Origin of the sequence: Citrobacter sp. KTE30 (genome assembly GCF_000398825.1) — a bacterium.
GTDB lineage: Bacteria > Pseudomonadota > Gammaproteobacteria > Enterobacterales > Enterobacteriaceae > Citrobacter > Citrobacter freundii.
The window spans coordinates 1,264,715-1,279,847 of record NZ_KB976055.1 but is presented as its reverse complement, the minus strand read 5'-3'; the positions used below and the strand labels follow the sequence as shown (position 1 = coordinate 1,279,847).

The following is a 15,133-nucleotide window of genomic DNA, read 5'->3' as shown; positions in this document are numbered from 1 at the left end:
TGGAGTGTAAACGATTCCACTAATTTATTCCGTGTCACACTTTTCGCATCTTTGTTATGCTATGGTTATTGCATACCATAGGCTTAACGGAGCGAATTATGAGAGTATTGGTTACAGGTGGTAGCGGTTACATTGGAAGCCACACTTGCGTGCAGTTGCTGAAAAACGGTCACGAGGTGGTGATCCTGGATAATCTCTGCAACAGCAAGCGCAGCGTACTGCCCGTCATTGAGCGTTTAGGCGGCAAGCATCCGACCTTCGTGGAAGGAGACATCCGTAACGAAGCGCTGATAACCGAAATTCTGCACGATCATGCCATTGATACGGTCATCCATTTTGCCGGTTTAAAAGCCGTTGGAGAATCCGTTGCCAAGCCGCTGGAGTACTATGACAACAACGTCAACGGCACTCTGCGTCTGGTGAATGCAATGCGCGCAGCCAACGTGAAAAACTTCATTTTCAGCTCCTCCGCGACCGTCTATGGCGATCAGCCGCAAATTCCTTACGTTGAAAGCTTTCCCACCGGCACGCCACAAAGTCCGTACGGCAAAAGCAAGCTGATGGTGGAACAGATCCTGACCGATCTGCAAAAAGCTCAGCCCGACTGGAGCATTGCCCTGCTGCGCTACTTTAACCCTGTTGGCGCTCATCCGTCAGGAGATATGGGGGAAGATCCGCAAGGTATTCCAAACAACCTGATGCCTTACATCGCGCAGGTTGCCGTTGGCCGCCGCGAGTCTCTTGCCATATTTGGCAATGACTACCCTACTGAAGATGGCACCGGCGTACGCGACTACATCCATGTGATGGATCTCGCCGACGGCCACGTTGCCGCCATGGAAAAACTGGCAGGCATTCAGGGTGTGCATATTTATAACCTCGGTGCAGGCATCGGCAGCAGCGTGCTGGACGTGGTCAACGCCTTCAGCAAAGCCTGTGGTAAACCGGTGAATTACCATTTCGCCCCGCGCCGTGAAGGCGATCTTCCAGCCTACTGGGCTGATGCCAGCAAAGCCGATCGCGAGCTCAACTGGCGCGTGACCCGCACATTGGATGAAATGGCACAAGATACCTGGCACTGGCAGTCACGCCACCCACAGGGATATTCGGATTAAGGACCAATCATGACGCAATTCAATCCTGTCGATCATCCACACCGCCGTTTTAACCCGCTCACCGGGCAGTGGATCCTCGTATCACCGCATCGCGCCAAACGCCCGTGGCAAGGGGCGCAGGAAACTCCGTCTAAGCAGGTACTACCTGCACATGACCCGGACTGCTTCCTGTGCGCTGGCAATACGCGCGTTACCGGCGACAAAAACCCGGATTACACCGGGACCTATGTCTTTACCAATGACTTTGCGGCGCTGATGTCCGATACCCCCGACGCGCCGGACAGTCACGATCCGTTGATGCGCTGCCAGAGCGCGCGCGGTACCAGCCGCGTGATTTGCTTCTCACCCGATCACAGCAAAACGTTGCCGGAACTCAGCGTCCCTGCACTGACAGAAATCGTAAAAACGTGGCAGGAGCAGACCGAAGACTTAGGGAAAACCTATCCCTGGGTGCAGGTATTTGAGAATAAAGGCGCAGCGATGGGGTGCTCGAACCCGCACCCACACGGACAAATTTGGGCCAACAGCTTTTTGCCTAACGAAGCCGAACGTGAAGATCGCCTGCAGAAAGCGTACTTCGCCGAACAAGGCGCGCCAATGCTCGTTGATTACGTCCAGAGAGAACTGGCGGACGGCAGTCGTACGGTCGTAGAAACCGAGCACTGGCTGGCGGTTGTGCCTTACTGGGCCGCGTGGCCGTTCGAAACGCTGCTGCTGCCGAAAGCGCATGTGCTGCGTATTACCGATTTGAGCGACGAACAGCGTGCTGACCTGGCGCTGGCGTTGAAAAAACTGACCAGTCGTTACGACAATCTGTTCCAGTGTTCATTCCCCTACTCCATGGGCTGGCACGGCGCACCGTTTAACGGTGAAGAAAACCAACACTGGCAGTTGCATGCACACTTTTATCCGCCGCTGCTGCGTTCCGCGACTGTGCGTAAATTTATGGTCGGATATGAAATGCTGGCAGAAACCCAGCGCGACCTGACGGCAGAACAAGCGGCTGAACGACTGCGTGCGGTCAGCGACATCCATTTTCGCGAATCCGGAGTTTAAATAATGAGTCTGAAAGAAAAAACACAATCTCTGTTTGCAGAAACATTTGGCTACCCTGCCACCCATACTATTCAGGCACCGGGTCGTGTAAACCTGATCGGCGAACATACCGATTATAACGACGGCTTCGTTCTGCCTTGCGCCATCGACTATCAAACCGTTATCAGTTGTGCGGCACGCGACGATCGAAAAGTCCGCGTGATCGCCGCTGATTACGACAATCAGATTGATGAGTTCTCGCTTGATGCGCCGATTATCGCCCACGACAGCCAGCAGTGGTCAAACTACGTGCGTGGCGTAGTGAAACATCTGCAAAAGCGCAATAACACCTTTGGCGGCGCTGATCTGGTGATCAGCGGTAACGTCCCACAGGGCGCGGGGTTAAGTTCTTCTGCCTCGCTGGAAGTCGCTGTGGGTACGGTATTCCAGCAGCTCTATCATCTGCCGCTCGACGGCGCGCAGATTGCCCTGAACGGTCAGGAAGCTGAAAACCAGTTTGTCGGCTGTAACTGCGGCATTATGGATCAGTTGATCTCGGCACTTGGTAAGAAAGATCATGCGCTACTGATCGACTGCCGAACGCTTGGCACCAAAGCAGTTTCTATGCCTGAGGGCGTAGCGGTGGTGATCATCAACAGTAACTTTAAACGTACGCTGGTCGGTAGCGAATACAACACCCGTCGCGAACAGTGTGAAACCGGCGCGCGTTTCTTCCAGCAGCCAGCGCTGCGTGATGTTAACCTTGAAGCGTTTAACGCCGTCGCCCACGAATTGGATCCGATCGTCGCCAAACGCGTTCGCCACGTGATCACGGAAAATGCGCGTACCGTTGAAGCAGCACAGGCGCTGGAAAAAGGCGACCTGCTGCGTATGGGCCAACTGATGGCGGAATCTCACGCCTCAATGCGCGATGACTTTGAAATTACCGTGCCGCAAATTGATACGCTGGTTGAGATTGTCAAAGCGACCATTGGCGATAAAGGCGGTGTACGCATGACCGGCGGCGGCTTCGGCGGCTGTATAGTGGCGCTGATCCCGCAAGATTTGGTGCCAGCCGTACAGCAAGCTGTCGCTGAGCAGTACGAAGCAAAAACTGGAATTAAAGAAACATTCTACGTCTGCAAACCTTCTCAAGGAGCCGGACAATGTTAAACGAAATCCCCGTGCAGGCTCCGGACGGTCAGCCGTTTCGCCTGCTCACCCTGCGCAATGACGCAGGGATGGTGGTCACGCTGATGGACTGGGGCGCGACCCTACTCTCTGCGCGTATTCCGCTCAGCGATGATAGCGTGCGCGAAGCATTACTCGGTTGTGCCAGCCCGGAACAATACCCGGGACAGGCTGCATTTCTGGGGGCCTCGATTGGTCGCTACGCTAACCGTATCGCCAACAGCCGCTATACATTTGCTGGCGAAACCGTTGAATTAATACCAAGTCAGGGCGACAACCAGCTGCACGGCGGGCCGGACGGTTTTGACAAACGTCGCTGGCAGATAGTCAATCAAAATGACCGCCAGGTGCTGTTCGCCTTAACGTCTGACGATGGCGATCAGGGCTTCCCTGGCCATCTTTGCGCTACCGTGCAGTATCGCCTGACTGACGATAATCGTATTTCGATAACCTACCGCGCCACGGTCGATAAGCCCTGCCCGGTGAATCTGACGAATCACGTTTATTTCAACCTCGACGGTGACAAAACGGATGTGCGCCAACACAAGCTGCAAATCCTCGCCGACGAGTACTTGCCGGTTGATGAAATGGGCATCCCGCACGACGGACTGAAATCCGTCGCTGGTAGCACTTTCGATTTCCGTACGCCTAAGATCATCAGCAGTGAATTTCTTGCCGATGACGATCAGCGCAAGGTAAAAGGTTACGATCACGCCTTCCTGCTCCAGGCACAGGGCAATACGCATACGCCGGTCGCTCGACTGTGGTCCCAGGATGAAAAACTGCAGATGGAGGTCTACACCTCCGCCCCGGCATTACAGTTTTATTCAGGGAATTTCCTCGGCGGTACGCCATCCCGTGGTCCTGATGCCTACGCCGACTGGCAAGGTCTGGCACTGGAAAGCGAGTTCCTGCCGGACAGCCCGAACCATCCGGAATGGCCGCAGCCAGACTGCTTCCTGCGTCCTGGCGAAGAGTATGCCAGCGTGACGGAATACCGGTTTATTCCAGCCTAATCGTTCCCCCTCCCAGGCCCGATGACGTAACGTATCGGGCCTGTTGCTTGTTTATCACAGTAGAACCGCTCAAATCCCCACCGTTCAAAGACAAAATCGCAACCTTGAGTTCACAAGAACCTTACACTGTGGCGCTATTTTCGCTATGGTTATGCGTAAGGATTGCCGCTGACGCATTACGGCAATATAATGAGAATTATTATCATTAAATATGATTTATAGGAGTGAGTGTATGGCTGTAACTAAGCTGGTTCTGGTACGTCACGGTGAAAGTCAGTGGAACAACGAGAACCGTTTTACCGGTTGGTATGACGTTGATCTGTCCGAGAAAGGTGTGGGCGAAGCAAAAGCGGCAGGTAAACTGCTGAAAGAGGAAGGCTACAGCTTCGATTTTGCTTATACCTCTGTGCTGAAACGTGCCATTCACACCCTGTGGAACGTACTGGACGAACTGGATCAGGCCTGGCTGCCGGTTGAGAAATCCTGGAAACTGAACGAACGTCATTACGGCGCGCTGCAGGGTCTGAACAAAGCTGAAACCGCTGAAAAATACGGTGACGAGCAGGTTAAACAATGGCGTCGCGGCTTTGCGGTAACGCCACCGGAACTGACCAAAGATGACGAGCGTTATCCGGGTCACGATCCGCGTTATGCGAAGCTGACCGACAAAGAGTTACCGGTTACCGAAAGCCTGGCGCTGACCATCGATCGCGTTATCCCCTACTGGAACGAAACCATTCTGCCGCGCATGAAAAGCGGTGAGCGTGTGATTATCGCCGCTCACGGTAACTCTCTGCGTGCGCTGGTTAAATACCTGGATAACATGGGCGAAGATGAGATCCTTGAACTGAACATTCCGACCGGCGTACCGCTGGTATATGAGTTCGACGAAAACTTCAAACCGATCAAACACTACTATCTGGGTAACGCTGACGAGATCGCCGCAAAAGCTGCGGCCGTTGCGAACCAGGGTAAAGCGAAGTAATTTCTTCGCGACACATAAAAAAGCGCGGATTATCCGCGCTTTTTTATTTTTCTGGAAGGCTAACGTTTTAACCGCGACGCGCTTTTACCGCATCCGCCAACTGGCGCAGCACCGCATCGGTGTCTTCCCAGCCAATGCAGGCGTCGGTGATGCTCTTACCGTAGGTCAGCGGCTCGCCGCTATCCGGGTTCTGATTACCCTCGACCAGATGGCTTTCGATCATCACGCCAATAATCGCTTTTTCTCCACCAGCGACTTGCCCGCAAACGTCTTTCGCAACATCCATCTGCTTTTTGAACTGCTTGCAGGAGTTGGCATGGCTAAAGTCGATCATCACTTGTGCAGAGAGCCCTGCTTTGATCAGACCTTCTTTCACATCGGCAACGTGCTGAGCGCTGTAGTTAGGTTCTTTGCCCCCGCGCAAAATAATATGGCAATCGCCGTTACCGCTGGTATTTACGATCGCCGAATGACCCCATTTGGTTACAGACAGGAAGCAGTGTGGCGCCCCTGCTGCGTTGATTGCATCAATCGCAACTTTGATCGTGCCATCGGTACCGTTTTTAAAACCAACCGGGCAAGACAGACCTGATGCCAGCTCGCGGTGTACCTGAGATTCAGTGGTACGAGCCCCAATCGCGCCCCAGCTCATCAGATCGGCAAGGTATTGCGGCGTGATCATATCGAGGAACTCACCCGCAGCCGGCAATCCGCTATCGTTGATATCCAGCAGCAATTTACGTGCAATGCGCAGCCCATCGTTGATTTGGAAGCTGTTGTCCATGTGCGGATCGTTGATAAGCCCTTTCCAGCCGACGGTGGTTCGCGGTTTTTCAAAATAGACGCGCATGACAATTTCAAGCTCGCCTTTTAACTCTTCGCGCAGCGCCAGCAGGCGGGCGGCGTACTCTTTAGCGGCTGCCGGATCATGAATAGAGCACGGCCCAATCACCACTAACAGGCGATCATCGCTTCCTTTCAGAATTTTATGAATCGCTTTACGGGCATGAGCCACCGTGTTTGCGGCATTTTCAGTAGCGGGGAATTTTTCCAGCAATGCGACTGGCGGTAATAACTCGTTGATCTCTTTAATGCGTAAATCGTCGTTCTGATAATTCATGATTATTCCAGCGTTGCCATACTTATATAAATGAATGCAATCCCTCCAATCTATATCTTCAGTCATAAAGTGTAAACTGGGTTTTACACTTTGGACGGATTAATCCTGGAATTGGCCAAAAAAACACAATAAAGTAGCGAAAAACGAGATCCAACCTACAATTTATAACTGTAACAGCTTTAATTTTCATAAATTTCAAGATTCTATGCTGGGTTTAATTTCTCAGGCAAAACTATTAACCACATATTGATGATGTAACTGGCACATGCACTGTTGGAAGACGTTATCCGACATATCGACCATAACAGGAGCATATTATGCATATGACAAAGCTGGCTTCACTCTTTCTTACCGCTACACTCAGCCTCGCCAGCGGCGCGGCGCTGGCTGCTGAAACCAATACGCAGTCCAATAACGGCCAGGCAAATTCCTCGGCGGATGCCGGTCAGGTCGCCCCAGACGCACGCGAAAACGTGGCACCAAATAACGTCGACAACAGTAACGTGAATTCGGGTGGCACAATGCTGCACCCGAACGGTTCATCAATGAACCATGAAGGGATGACCAAAGACGAGATGCACAAGAACACCATGTGTAAGGACGGTCGCTGCCCTGATGTGAATAAGAAGGTTGAGACCGGAAACGGCATTAATAATGATGCCGAGACAAAAACTGATGGCACTACGCAGTAACGCTGAAAATAAAGCTAATAACGGGAGAGCAGTAGCTCTCCTTTTTAATTTTATCATCCCAAAAACGGTATGATGGCATACAGTAAAGATGAGAATAACAAAGGGATGGCATAATGGCGCACTCGCATACTCATAATTCCTCTGAGCAACCCAAGGACAATAATGCCCGCCGCTTGATGTTTGCATTCTGCATTACAGCCGGATTTATGTTGGTTGAAGTGGTAGGTGGAATACTTTCAGGTTCACTGGCCTTGCTGGCTGATGCCGGGCATATGCTCACTGATGCCGCAGCGCTCCTTTTCGCGCTGCTGGCCGTCCGGTTTTCCCATCGACCGCCCACAATACGACACACCTTCGGCTGGCTGAGGCTCACGACACTGGCCGCGTTTGTTAATGCCATCGCATTGGTCGTGATCACCATTTTAATCGTCTGGGAAGCCATTGAGCGCTTCCATACGCCCCGCCCCGTGGCAGGCGGCATGATGATGGTTATAGCTGTCGCGGGTTTACTCGCCAACGTGCTGGCTTTTTGGGTTCTACACCGCGGCAGTGAGGAGAAAAACCTGAACGTCCGCGCCGCGGCACTACATGTGATGGGCGATTTACTCGGCTCGGTCGGGGCGATCATCGCTGCGCTTATTATTATCTGGACGGGCTGGACGCCTGCGGACCCGATTCTCTCGATTCTGGTTTCCGTGCTGGTACTGCGCAGCGCCTGGCGACTGTTAAAGGATAGCGTTAATGAATTACTGGAAGGTGCCCCGCTGACGCTGGATATTGCCGCACTGCAGCGCCATCTCAGCCGGGATATCCCCGAAGTCCGCAATGTACACCATGTCCATGTCTGGATGGTGGGTGAAAAACCGGTAATGACGCTGCATGTGCAGGTGATCCCGCCGCACGATCATGATGCCCTGCTGGAACGTATTCAGCATTTCCTTATCCACCACTACCAGATTGAACACGCGACGATCCAGATGGAGTATCAGCCGTGCAATGGGCCGGACTGCCACCTGTACCAAGGCGTGTCCGGCCATTCACATCATCACCATTAATGGGACAGCGCGCGGGAACCCCGCTCACGCGCGCTGTTAATCCACATCCTGCTACCATTCAGGGCGATAACCGTCAGGATCATATACTCCAGCGACATGGCATATACGCCTTGTAGGGCGAAAATCACTACGCTTATTACGTTAATGATCACCCACAGCAGCCAGTTTTCGACGTATTTGCGCGTCATCAGGATCATCGCCGCAATCGACAACACCATCATGCAGGAGTCCCAGAACGGGAATGCATCGGGTTGCAACTCAGGCACAACAACCTGTAATCCTAATGCCTGCATAATGTTCACCGCAATGCGGGTCAGGAATGCAAAGACCGGGTCGATATAGACCGACATCAGACCGATCGCTACCACGCAAGCCGCCAGCCAGCCGATCGCTTTTGGTAACGGCAGCCAGCGAATTTTCAGTTCCGCTTCATGCTGGTTAGTTTGCCTGGACCAGGCATACCAGCCGTAGATGTTGGCGGCAAAGAAGAAAACTTGCAGCAACAGGCTTGCATAGAGCTGGATCTGAAAGAAGATAATCGCAAACAGCGTGACGTTTATCAGGCCGAAGAAGTAATTGCTTATTTTCTCAAGACTCGCCAGACCAATACACAGCAACCCGGCGATCGTCCCCACAGCTTCGATCCACGACAGATCGTAACCGCCAGCGCCGATCGGAATATGTACCAGAATGTTCTGCGTGCTAAAAAAGTCCATCTTTTCCCCCAGAGCAAAAAAATTAATTAAGCTCGAAGTGTAGCCGCAAATTCCAACATGCGGTTTAACGGCAACAACGCCCCTTCTCGCAGCGCAGCATCAACATGTATCTCATGAGCCGCCCCGCCTTGTTCCAGGCCCTCAGCAATCGCCTTGAGGCCGTTCATCGCCATCCACGGACAATGCGCACAGCTGCGACAGGTTGCCCCCTCGCCAGCCGTCGGCGCTTCAAGCAATTCTTTATCCGGAACGGCCTGCTGCATTTTGTAAAAAATGCCCCGGTCAGTCGCCACAATCAGTTGTTGATGCGGTAACGATTTAGCTGCGTTGATTAACTGGCTGGTTGAGCCAACCGCATCGGCCATATCAACGATAGACTGAGGGGACTCCGGGTGCACCAACACCGCAGCATCAGGATAAAGCCCCTTCATGCGTGTTAAAGCCTGAGTTTTAAATTCGTCGTGGACGATACAGGCCCCCTGCCAACAAAGAACGTCTGCACCGGTCTGTTTTTGCACGTAGTTGCCCAGATGTCTGTCCGGAGCCCAGATGATTTTTTCACCTATACTATCAAGGTGCTCAATAAGTTCTACCGCGATACTGGACGTGACAACCCAGTCCGCCCGCGCTTTAACGGCAGCGGAGGTATTGGCGTAAACCACCACGGTACGATCAGGATGCGCATCGCAAAACGCGCTGAAAGCATCAATCGGACAACCCAGATCTAATGAACATTCCGCCTGTAAGGTCGGCATCAGGATGGTCTTTTCCGGGCTGAGGATTTTGGCGGTTTCCCCCATAAACCTCACTCCTGCAACCAACAGCGTAGAGGCAGAATGTTTTGAGCCGAACCGCGCCATCTCCAGAGAATCAGAAATACAGCCACCGGTCTCTTCGGCCAATTGCTGAATTTCAGGATCGGTGTAATAGTGCGCGACCATAACGGCATCACGCTCTTTCAACAGGCGCTTGATTTTTTCACGATAAAATTGCTTTTCATCCACACTCAGCGGGGCTGGCTTCGGCGGAAACGGATAAATTGCTGCTTCTGGATCAAACATCACGCTCATCTTGCTTTCTCGTTTTACTAGCTTAACGAAATAACCGATTAAAAGCGTGACGCACGCCGTATTCGGTTAGATTTGTTTTATATGCTAAACAAGATAGCGGATTGGCGTAAGAAAGTCACAATAATTGCGTGTGATGAATGCCGGATGGCGACTGACGTCTTATCCGGCCTACGTGAATAGTGTCGTCTGTAGGACTGATAAGCGAAGCGCATCAGGCAAGCAGGTTCGAATCGTTGATTCTGCGAATAGCAAAAAGGCGCCTTTAGGGCGCCTTTTTACACTGGTGGGGCGTGCAGGATTCGAACCTGCGACCAATTGATTAAAAGTCAACTGCTCTACCAACTGAGCTAACGCCCCCTTGTGGGGTTTACTTCTTTATACTTTCAGGATGGTGGGTCGTGCAGGATTCGAACCTGCGACCAATTGATTAAAAGTCAACTGCTCTACCAACTGAGCTAACGACCCGCTCGGGTATAACCTGAAAATTTTTACTCGGTACCACCAATAAATTGGTGGGGCGTGCAGGATTCGAACCTGCGACCAATTGATTAAAAGTCAACTGCTCTACCAACTGAGCTAACGCCCCGAGTGGTGGGTGATGACGGGATCGAACCGCCGACCCCCTCCTTGTAAGGGAGGTGCTCTCCCAGCTGAGCTAATCACCCGATACTACGCTGGATACTACTTACTAACTGAGTTAGTGGTGGGTCGTGCAGGATGACTCGACTTCGTCTCGCCCTACGGGCCGTTGCTTACGCAACGTTATCCTTCACGTTTTACAATCGTGTTCCACCTTAGCGATTGGTGGGTCGTGCAGGATTCGAACCTGCGACCAATTGATTAAAAGTCAACTGCTCTACCAACTGAGCTAACGACCCACTTTTTTTGCCGCTTTCGGGCTGTTTGATATCCCTTGGCAACGGCGGCATATATTACTGATTTCAGATTTTAGCGCAACAAAAATTTCGATGTAAATAGCTCAACTGCTTAGGAATCACACGACGCGACCAGAATTAACACGATTTCTGGTCGCATGGTGTTCATTACATCGCGCCAAGGCGTTTTTGCGCTTGTTTCGCGCCATCAGTGCCAGGGTATTTAGTGATAACCTGCTGATAAACGGCTTTAGCTTTTGCTGTGTCACCTTTGTCCTGCATGATGACGCCGACTTTATACATCGCGTCTGCAGCCTTTGGTGATTTCGGGAAGTTTTTAACTACTGAAGCAAAATAGAACGCTGCATCATCTTTTTTCCCCTTGTTGTAATTCAACTGACCCAGCCAGTAATTCGCATTTGGCAGGTAAGTCGAGTCTGGGTACTTTTTGATGAAGTTCTGAAATGCTTCAATCGCATCATCCTGGCGGGATTTATCCTGCACCAGAGCAATGGCCGCATTGTAATCAGTGTTCGCATCGCCAGTCTGCGCCGGGGCTCCTGACGCTGCCGCTGCGCCCGCATCAGGCGTAGGGGTTGCTGCTGCCCCACTCTGATCGCTACCTGCAGACTGCGCCGCAGGCGCACTACCGCTGCCAAGATTATTAATCTGCAACAATATTTGCTTCTGGCGTTCAACAACCTGGTTCAACTGATACTGATTTTCCTGAATTTGACCACGCAGGGAATCAATATCGGACTGATTATCGGAGAGTTGTTGCTGGAGTTGGGTTAAAAGCTGACTGTGAGCGTTAGAAATACGCTCGAGTTGAGTGACACGGTCTTCGACCGAGCCTGAGCCGACACTACTGATTGGCGCCTGAGCAAAAGCGGCCCAAGGGGCCGCTATGCCAACCAGTAACGACAGACTCAACAGATGATGTCTGAAGTTACTGCTCATGCAATTCTCTTAGTAAACCAGTACGGCGCGACGGTTTTTGGCGTAAGCCGCTTCGTCATGACCCAGTACTGCAGGTTTTTCTTTACCGTAAGAAACGATGGAGATCTGGTCAGCAGAAACGCCTTTACCCTGCAGGTACATCTTAACGGCGTTCGCACGACGCTCACCCAGGGAGATGTTGTACTCAGGAGTACCACGTTCGTCCGCATGACCTTCTACGGTGACTTTGTAAGACGGGTTGCTACGCAGGAAGTTAGCGTGAGCATCCAGCATTGCAGCGAAATCAGAACGGATATCGTACTTGTCCAGATCGAAGTAAACGATGTTGTTCTGCTGCAGCTGTTGCATCTGAAGACGCGCTTGCTCTTCAGAAGACATGTTGCCGCTGCCGTTTGCATCCATACCAGTGCCGGCACCCAGCATGCCTTCGCTGCCGTCATTGCTGGCGTTCTTGTTAGAAGAACACGCTGCAATAGCCATAACAGGCAGAGCAATCATCAGCCCTTTCAGCACTTTGTTCAGTTGCATTTCAATGATTCCTTTATTAATCAATTATTTATTATCACAGATACGGCGACCAGGCAGGGAATTTAACCTGTCCATCAGTTGCCGGAAGACGCGCTTTGAAACGCCCATCTGTAGAAACCAAATTCAGCACGGATCCCATCCCCTGAGAAGAGCTGTAGATTACCATAGTGCCGTTAGGTGCCAGACTTGGCGTTTCGTCCAGGAACGTTGACGACAGAACTTGTACGCCACCCGCTACCAGATCTTGTTTGGCAATGTGCTGCTGACCGTTGGCCGAACTTACCATTACCATAAATTTACCGTCGCTGCTCACATCCGCATCCTGGTTTTGCGAACCTTCCCAGGTAATGCGCTGCGGAGCACCGCCGTTGACGTTAACTTTATATACCTGCGGACGACCGGCCTGGTCAGATGTAAAGGCCAGGTTTTGGCTGTCCGGGAACCAGGTCGGTTCCGTGTTGTTGCTACGACCATCCGTCACCTGACGGATCTGACCGGAACCAATGTCCATGACATACAGGTTCAGGCTACCGGTTTTAGACAGGGCAAACGCCAGTTTGCTGCCATCCGGAGAAAACGCAGGCGCACCGTTGTGACGTGGGAACGACGCTACCTGACGAACCGCGCCATTAGACAACGTCTGAATAACCAGTGCAGAACGACCACTCTCGAAGGTTACGTACGCCAGTTTTGAACCGTCCGGAGACCACGCCGGAGACATCAGCGGCTGCGGAGAACGGTGTACCACGAACTGGTTGTAACCATCGTAGTCGGACACACGTAATTCGTACGGGAACTGACCACCGTTGGTCTGAACAACATAAGCGATACGGGTACGGAATGCACCTTTAATGCCAGTCAGTTTTTCAAACACTTCGTCACTTGCAGTATGCCCCGCGTAACGCAGCCACTGCTTGTTCACTTTATAAGTGTTCTGTGCCAGTACGGTACCCGGTGCGCCACCGGTGTCAACCAGCTGATAGGCAACGCTGTAAGAACCATCCGGGTTCGGCGTAACCTGGCCGACGACTACGGCATCAATGCCCAGCGCAGACCAAGCTGCAGGTTGAACTTCCTGCGCGGTACCAGGCTGCTGAGGCAGACGAGAACGGTCTAACGGGTTAAATTTACCGCTGTTACGCAGGTCAGCACCTACGATACCACCGATATCTTCAGGTGCAGCACCCGGTCCTGCCCACTGGAAGGGGACAACACCAATCGGGCGCGCCGAGTCCACCCCCTGGGTGATCTCGATACGTACTTCTGCGTGCAGCACCGCTGCCCACAGCATCAGAAAACCAAATGCTACTCGTAATGCCTGCTTCATCATATCTCCCTTATCTGGACGGAAAGCCCACGATAATTTAGCAGAATGTTAACAAACTCAAATACACAAAACTACCACAACTCAGTATCAACCTTAGACCGTTTCCCCTGATTTCTCAGGGGTCGTTATTACAGTTTGAAGTCCAGTTTGGCATCTTTTACTTTTTCATAAACTGCCTGGCTAGGCGGTTTAGGAATTCTGGCGGTTTTCGCAGCCGTCAGCGCAGCCTGACACAATGCAGGATCCCCACCCTCTTCGGTCACATCCAGTAACAGACCATCGGGTGCTAACTTGATATGTAATACGCAAGATTTACCTGCATACAAATCTGCACCATACAGACGGCTCTGGATCGCATTACGAATTTGAGATGCGTAAGCACTGATATCAGCACCAGATGCACCGCCATTGGCACCACTTGTACCACTATCTTTCGCCGGTTGGCCGTTTCCTTTCGCTCCACCGCCCGATTTCGGTGCATTCTTACCGGAGCTCAGGTCACCCAACAAGTCGTCAACGCCAGAGGCTGCAGCGGCTTTTTCGGCCGCAGCCTTTTTAGCAGCTGCTGCTTTATCTGCCGCAGCTTTCTTATCGGCAGCGGCTTTCTCGGCTGCAGCTTTTTTGTCTGCTGCTGCTTTTTCCGCTGCGGCTTTCTTATCAGCCGCCGCTTTTTCAGCAGCGGCCGCTTTCGCGGCGGCGGCTTTTTCTGCTTTCTCAGCGGCAGCTTTCTCGGCTGCTGCTTGCTTAGCGGCTTCAGCCTGTGCTTTCTTCGCAGCGTCCGCGGCAGCTTTAGCAGCTTGTGCTTCGGCAACTTTCTTCGCATCAGCAGCGGCTTTAGCAGCTTCCGCCTCAGCTTTTTTCTGTGCGTCCGCAGCGGCTTTCTTCGCGGCATCTGCCGCTTGTTTCGCCTGTGCATCAGCTTTAGCCTTCGCGTCTGCAGCAGCCTTCGCCGCAGCTTCTTCAGCCTGTTTCTGTTGCTCTTGCGCTTTCGCGGCGGCGGCTTCAGCTTGCTTCTGCTGTTGCGCCTGTTCGCGCACTTTTTCCTGCGCGGCTAAGCGTTCTTTTTCCAGCTGCTTCAGTCGCTCTTGCTCAGCTGCCTGTTTCTCGCGAAGTTCTTCAGCTTGCTGCTGCGCCTGCTTTTCACGCTGCTCTTCAGCACGTTTCGCGCTTGCCTGCTGTTGCTGCTGCCTGTCGTACTGTTGCACAACGGCGCCAGGATCGACCATAACGGCGTCGATGGACGAACCGCCACCGCCGCCGGCTGAAGCATCAATGTGCTCATCGAACGAACTCCAGATCAGCGCTGCAAATAAAATGACATGCAGCACCGCTGAAATAATTATCGCCCTTTTGAGCTTGTCGTTTTGTTCGGTTGCCTTTGACACTCTCGGTTCCCAAAAAACTGTTCGCCTGTTACGTGCTATCTTTCAAGCCAGCAAAACGCCGTC

At 52.3% G+C, this 15,133-nt stretch carries 14 protein-coding genes and 5 tRNA genes; 7 read left to right on the top strand and 12 right to left on the bottom strand.

Annotated elements, in window-relative coordinates; genetic code table 11:
* The first annotated feature begins 98 nt into the window (after window positions 1-98).
* The 5 genes from galE to gpmA all read left to right on the top strand — a co-directional run bounded on the left by galE (window position 99) and on the right by gpmA (window position 5,342).
* Window positions 99-1,115, top strand: coding sequence for a UDP-glucose 4-epimerase GalE (galE, locus tag WC1_RS16835; RefSeq protein WP_016149811.1), 1,017 nt, complete (start codon window positions 99-101; stop codon window positions 1,113-1,115).
* A gap of 9 nt (window positions 1,116-1,124) precedes the next feature.
* Window positions 1,125-2,171 carry a galactose-1-phosphate uridylyltransferase gene (gene galT, locus WC1_RS16840; RefSeq protein ID WP_003837102.1) on the top strand — a complete coding sequence of 349 codons (1,047 nt, stop codon included), beginning with the start codon at window positions 1,125-1,127 and terminating at the stop codon, window positions 2,169-2,171.
* A gap of 3 nt (window positions 2,172-2,174) precedes the next feature.
* Entirely contained in the window at window positions 2,175-3,323 is a 1,149-nt protein-coding gene (galK, locus tag WC1_RS16845; RefSeq protein ID WP_016149810.1) for a galactokinase, read from the top strand.
* On the top strand, window positions 3,317-4,357 hold the full coding sequence (gene galM / locus WC1_RS16850) for a galactose-1-epimerase (RefSeq protein ID WP_016149809.1): 1,041 nt from the start codon (window positions 3,317-3,319) through the stop codon (window positions 4,355-4,357). The genes galK and galM overlap by 7 nt, the downstream gene beginning before the upstream one ends.
* Window positions 4,358-4,589: 232 nt before the next feature.
* A complete protein-coding gene (gene gpmA / locus WC1_RS16855; RefSeq protein WP_003022999.1) occupies window positions 4,590-5,342 on the top strand; it encodes a 2,3-diphosphoglycerate-dependent phosphoglycerate mutase in 753 nt (250 codons plus the stop codon).
* Window positions 5,343-5,409: 67 nt separating this feature from the next.
* Here gpmA and aroG read toward each other — a convergent pair whose 3' ends face one another.
* Window positions 5,410-6,462 (bottom strand): 3-deoxy-7-phosphoheptulonate synthase AroG, encoded by a 1,053-nt coding sequence (aroG, locus tag WC1_RS16860; protein ID WP_003837108.1) that lies wholly within the window; start codon window positions 6,460-6,462, stop codon window positions 5,410-5,412.
* A 317-nt stretch (window positions 6,463-6,779) separates the two neighbouring features.
* Between aroG and WC1_RS16865 the strand changes: the two genes are divergently transcribed.
* Window positions 6,780-7,154, top strand: coding sequence for a YbgS-like family protein (locus WC1_RS16865; RefSeq protein WP_003022994.1), 375 nt, complete (start codon window positions 6,780-6,782; stop codon window positions 7,152-7,154).
* Between the two features lie 113 nt (window positions 7,155-7,267).
* Window positions 7,268-8,209: a CDF family zinc transporter ZitB gene (gene zitB, locus WC1_RS16870; protein WP_003022992.1), complete on the top strand. Its 942-nt coding sequence runs from the start codon at window positions 7,268-7,270 to the stop codon at window positions 8,207-8,209.
* Here zitB and pnuC read toward each other — a convergent pair.
* The 11 genes from pnuC to tolA form a co-directional block, all read right to left on the bottom strand.
* Window positions 8,206-8,925 (bottom strand): nicotinamide riboside transporter PnuC, encoded by a 720-nt coding sequence (pnuC, locus tag WC1_RS16875; protein WP_003022990.1) that lies wholly within the window; start codon window positions 8,923-8,925, stop codon window positions 8,206-8,208. The genes zitB and pnuC overlap by 4 nt on opposite strands.
* Before the next feature lie 26 nt (window positions 8,926-8,951).
* Window positions 8,952-9,995 carry a quinolinate synthase NadA gene (nadA, locus tag WC1_RS16880; RefSeq protein ID WP_016149808.1) on the bottom strand — a complete coding sequence of 348 codons (1,044 nt, stop codon included), beginning with the start codon at window positions 9,993-9,995 and terminating at the stop codon, window positions 8,952-8,954.
* 281 nt (window positions 9,996-10,276) lie between these two features.
* Window positions 10,277-10,352, bottom strand: a tRNA-Lys gene (locus WC1_RS16885).
* Window positions 10,353-10,384: 32 nt separating this feature from the next.
* A tRNA-Lys gene (locus WC1_RS16890) sits at window positions 10,385-10,460 on the bottom strand.
* Between the two features lie 45 nt (window positions 10,461-10,505).
* Window positions 10,506-10,581, bottom strand: a tRNA-Lys gene (locus WC1_RS16895).
* Window positions 10,582-10,584: 3 nt separating this feature from the next.
* Window positions 10,585-10,660: transfer RNA gene (locus WC1_RS16900), tRNA-Val, on the bottom strand.
* A 137-nt stretch (window positions 10,661-10,797) separates the two neighbouring features.
* Window positions 10,798-10,873 (bottom strand) — tRNA-Lys (locus WC1_RS16905).
* 165 nt (window positions 10,874-11,038) lie between these two features.
* Window positions 11,039-11,830, bottom strand: a complete 792-nt coding sequence (gene cpoB, locus WC1_RS16910; RefSeq protein WP_003847309.1) for a cell division protein CpoB — start codon at window positions 11,828-11,830, stop codon at window positions 11,039-11,041.
* Window positions 11,831-11,839: 9 nt separating this feature from the next.
* Window positions 11,840-12,358, bottom strand: coding sequence for a peptidoglycan-associated lipoprotein Pal (pal, locus tag WC1_RS16915; RefSeq protein WP_003022983.1), 519 nt, complete (start codon window positions 12,356-12,358; stop codon window positions 11,840-11,842).
* A 34-nt stretch (window positions 12,359-12,392) separates the two neighbouring features.
* Window positions 12,393-13,685, bottom strand: coding sequence for a Tol-Pal system beta propeller repeat protein TolB (gene tolB / locus WC1_RS16920; RefSeq protein ID WP_003022981.1), 1,293 nt, complete (start codon window positions 13,683-13,685; stop codon window positions 12,393-12,395).
* Window positions 13,686-13,813: 128 nt separating this feature from the next.
* Entirely contained in the window at window positions 13,814-15,070 is a 1,257-nt protein-coding gene (tolA, locus tag WC1_RS16925; protein ID WP_016149807.1) for a cell envelope integrity protein TolA, read from the bottom strand.
* Window positions 15,071-15,133 lie beyond the last annotated feature (63 nt).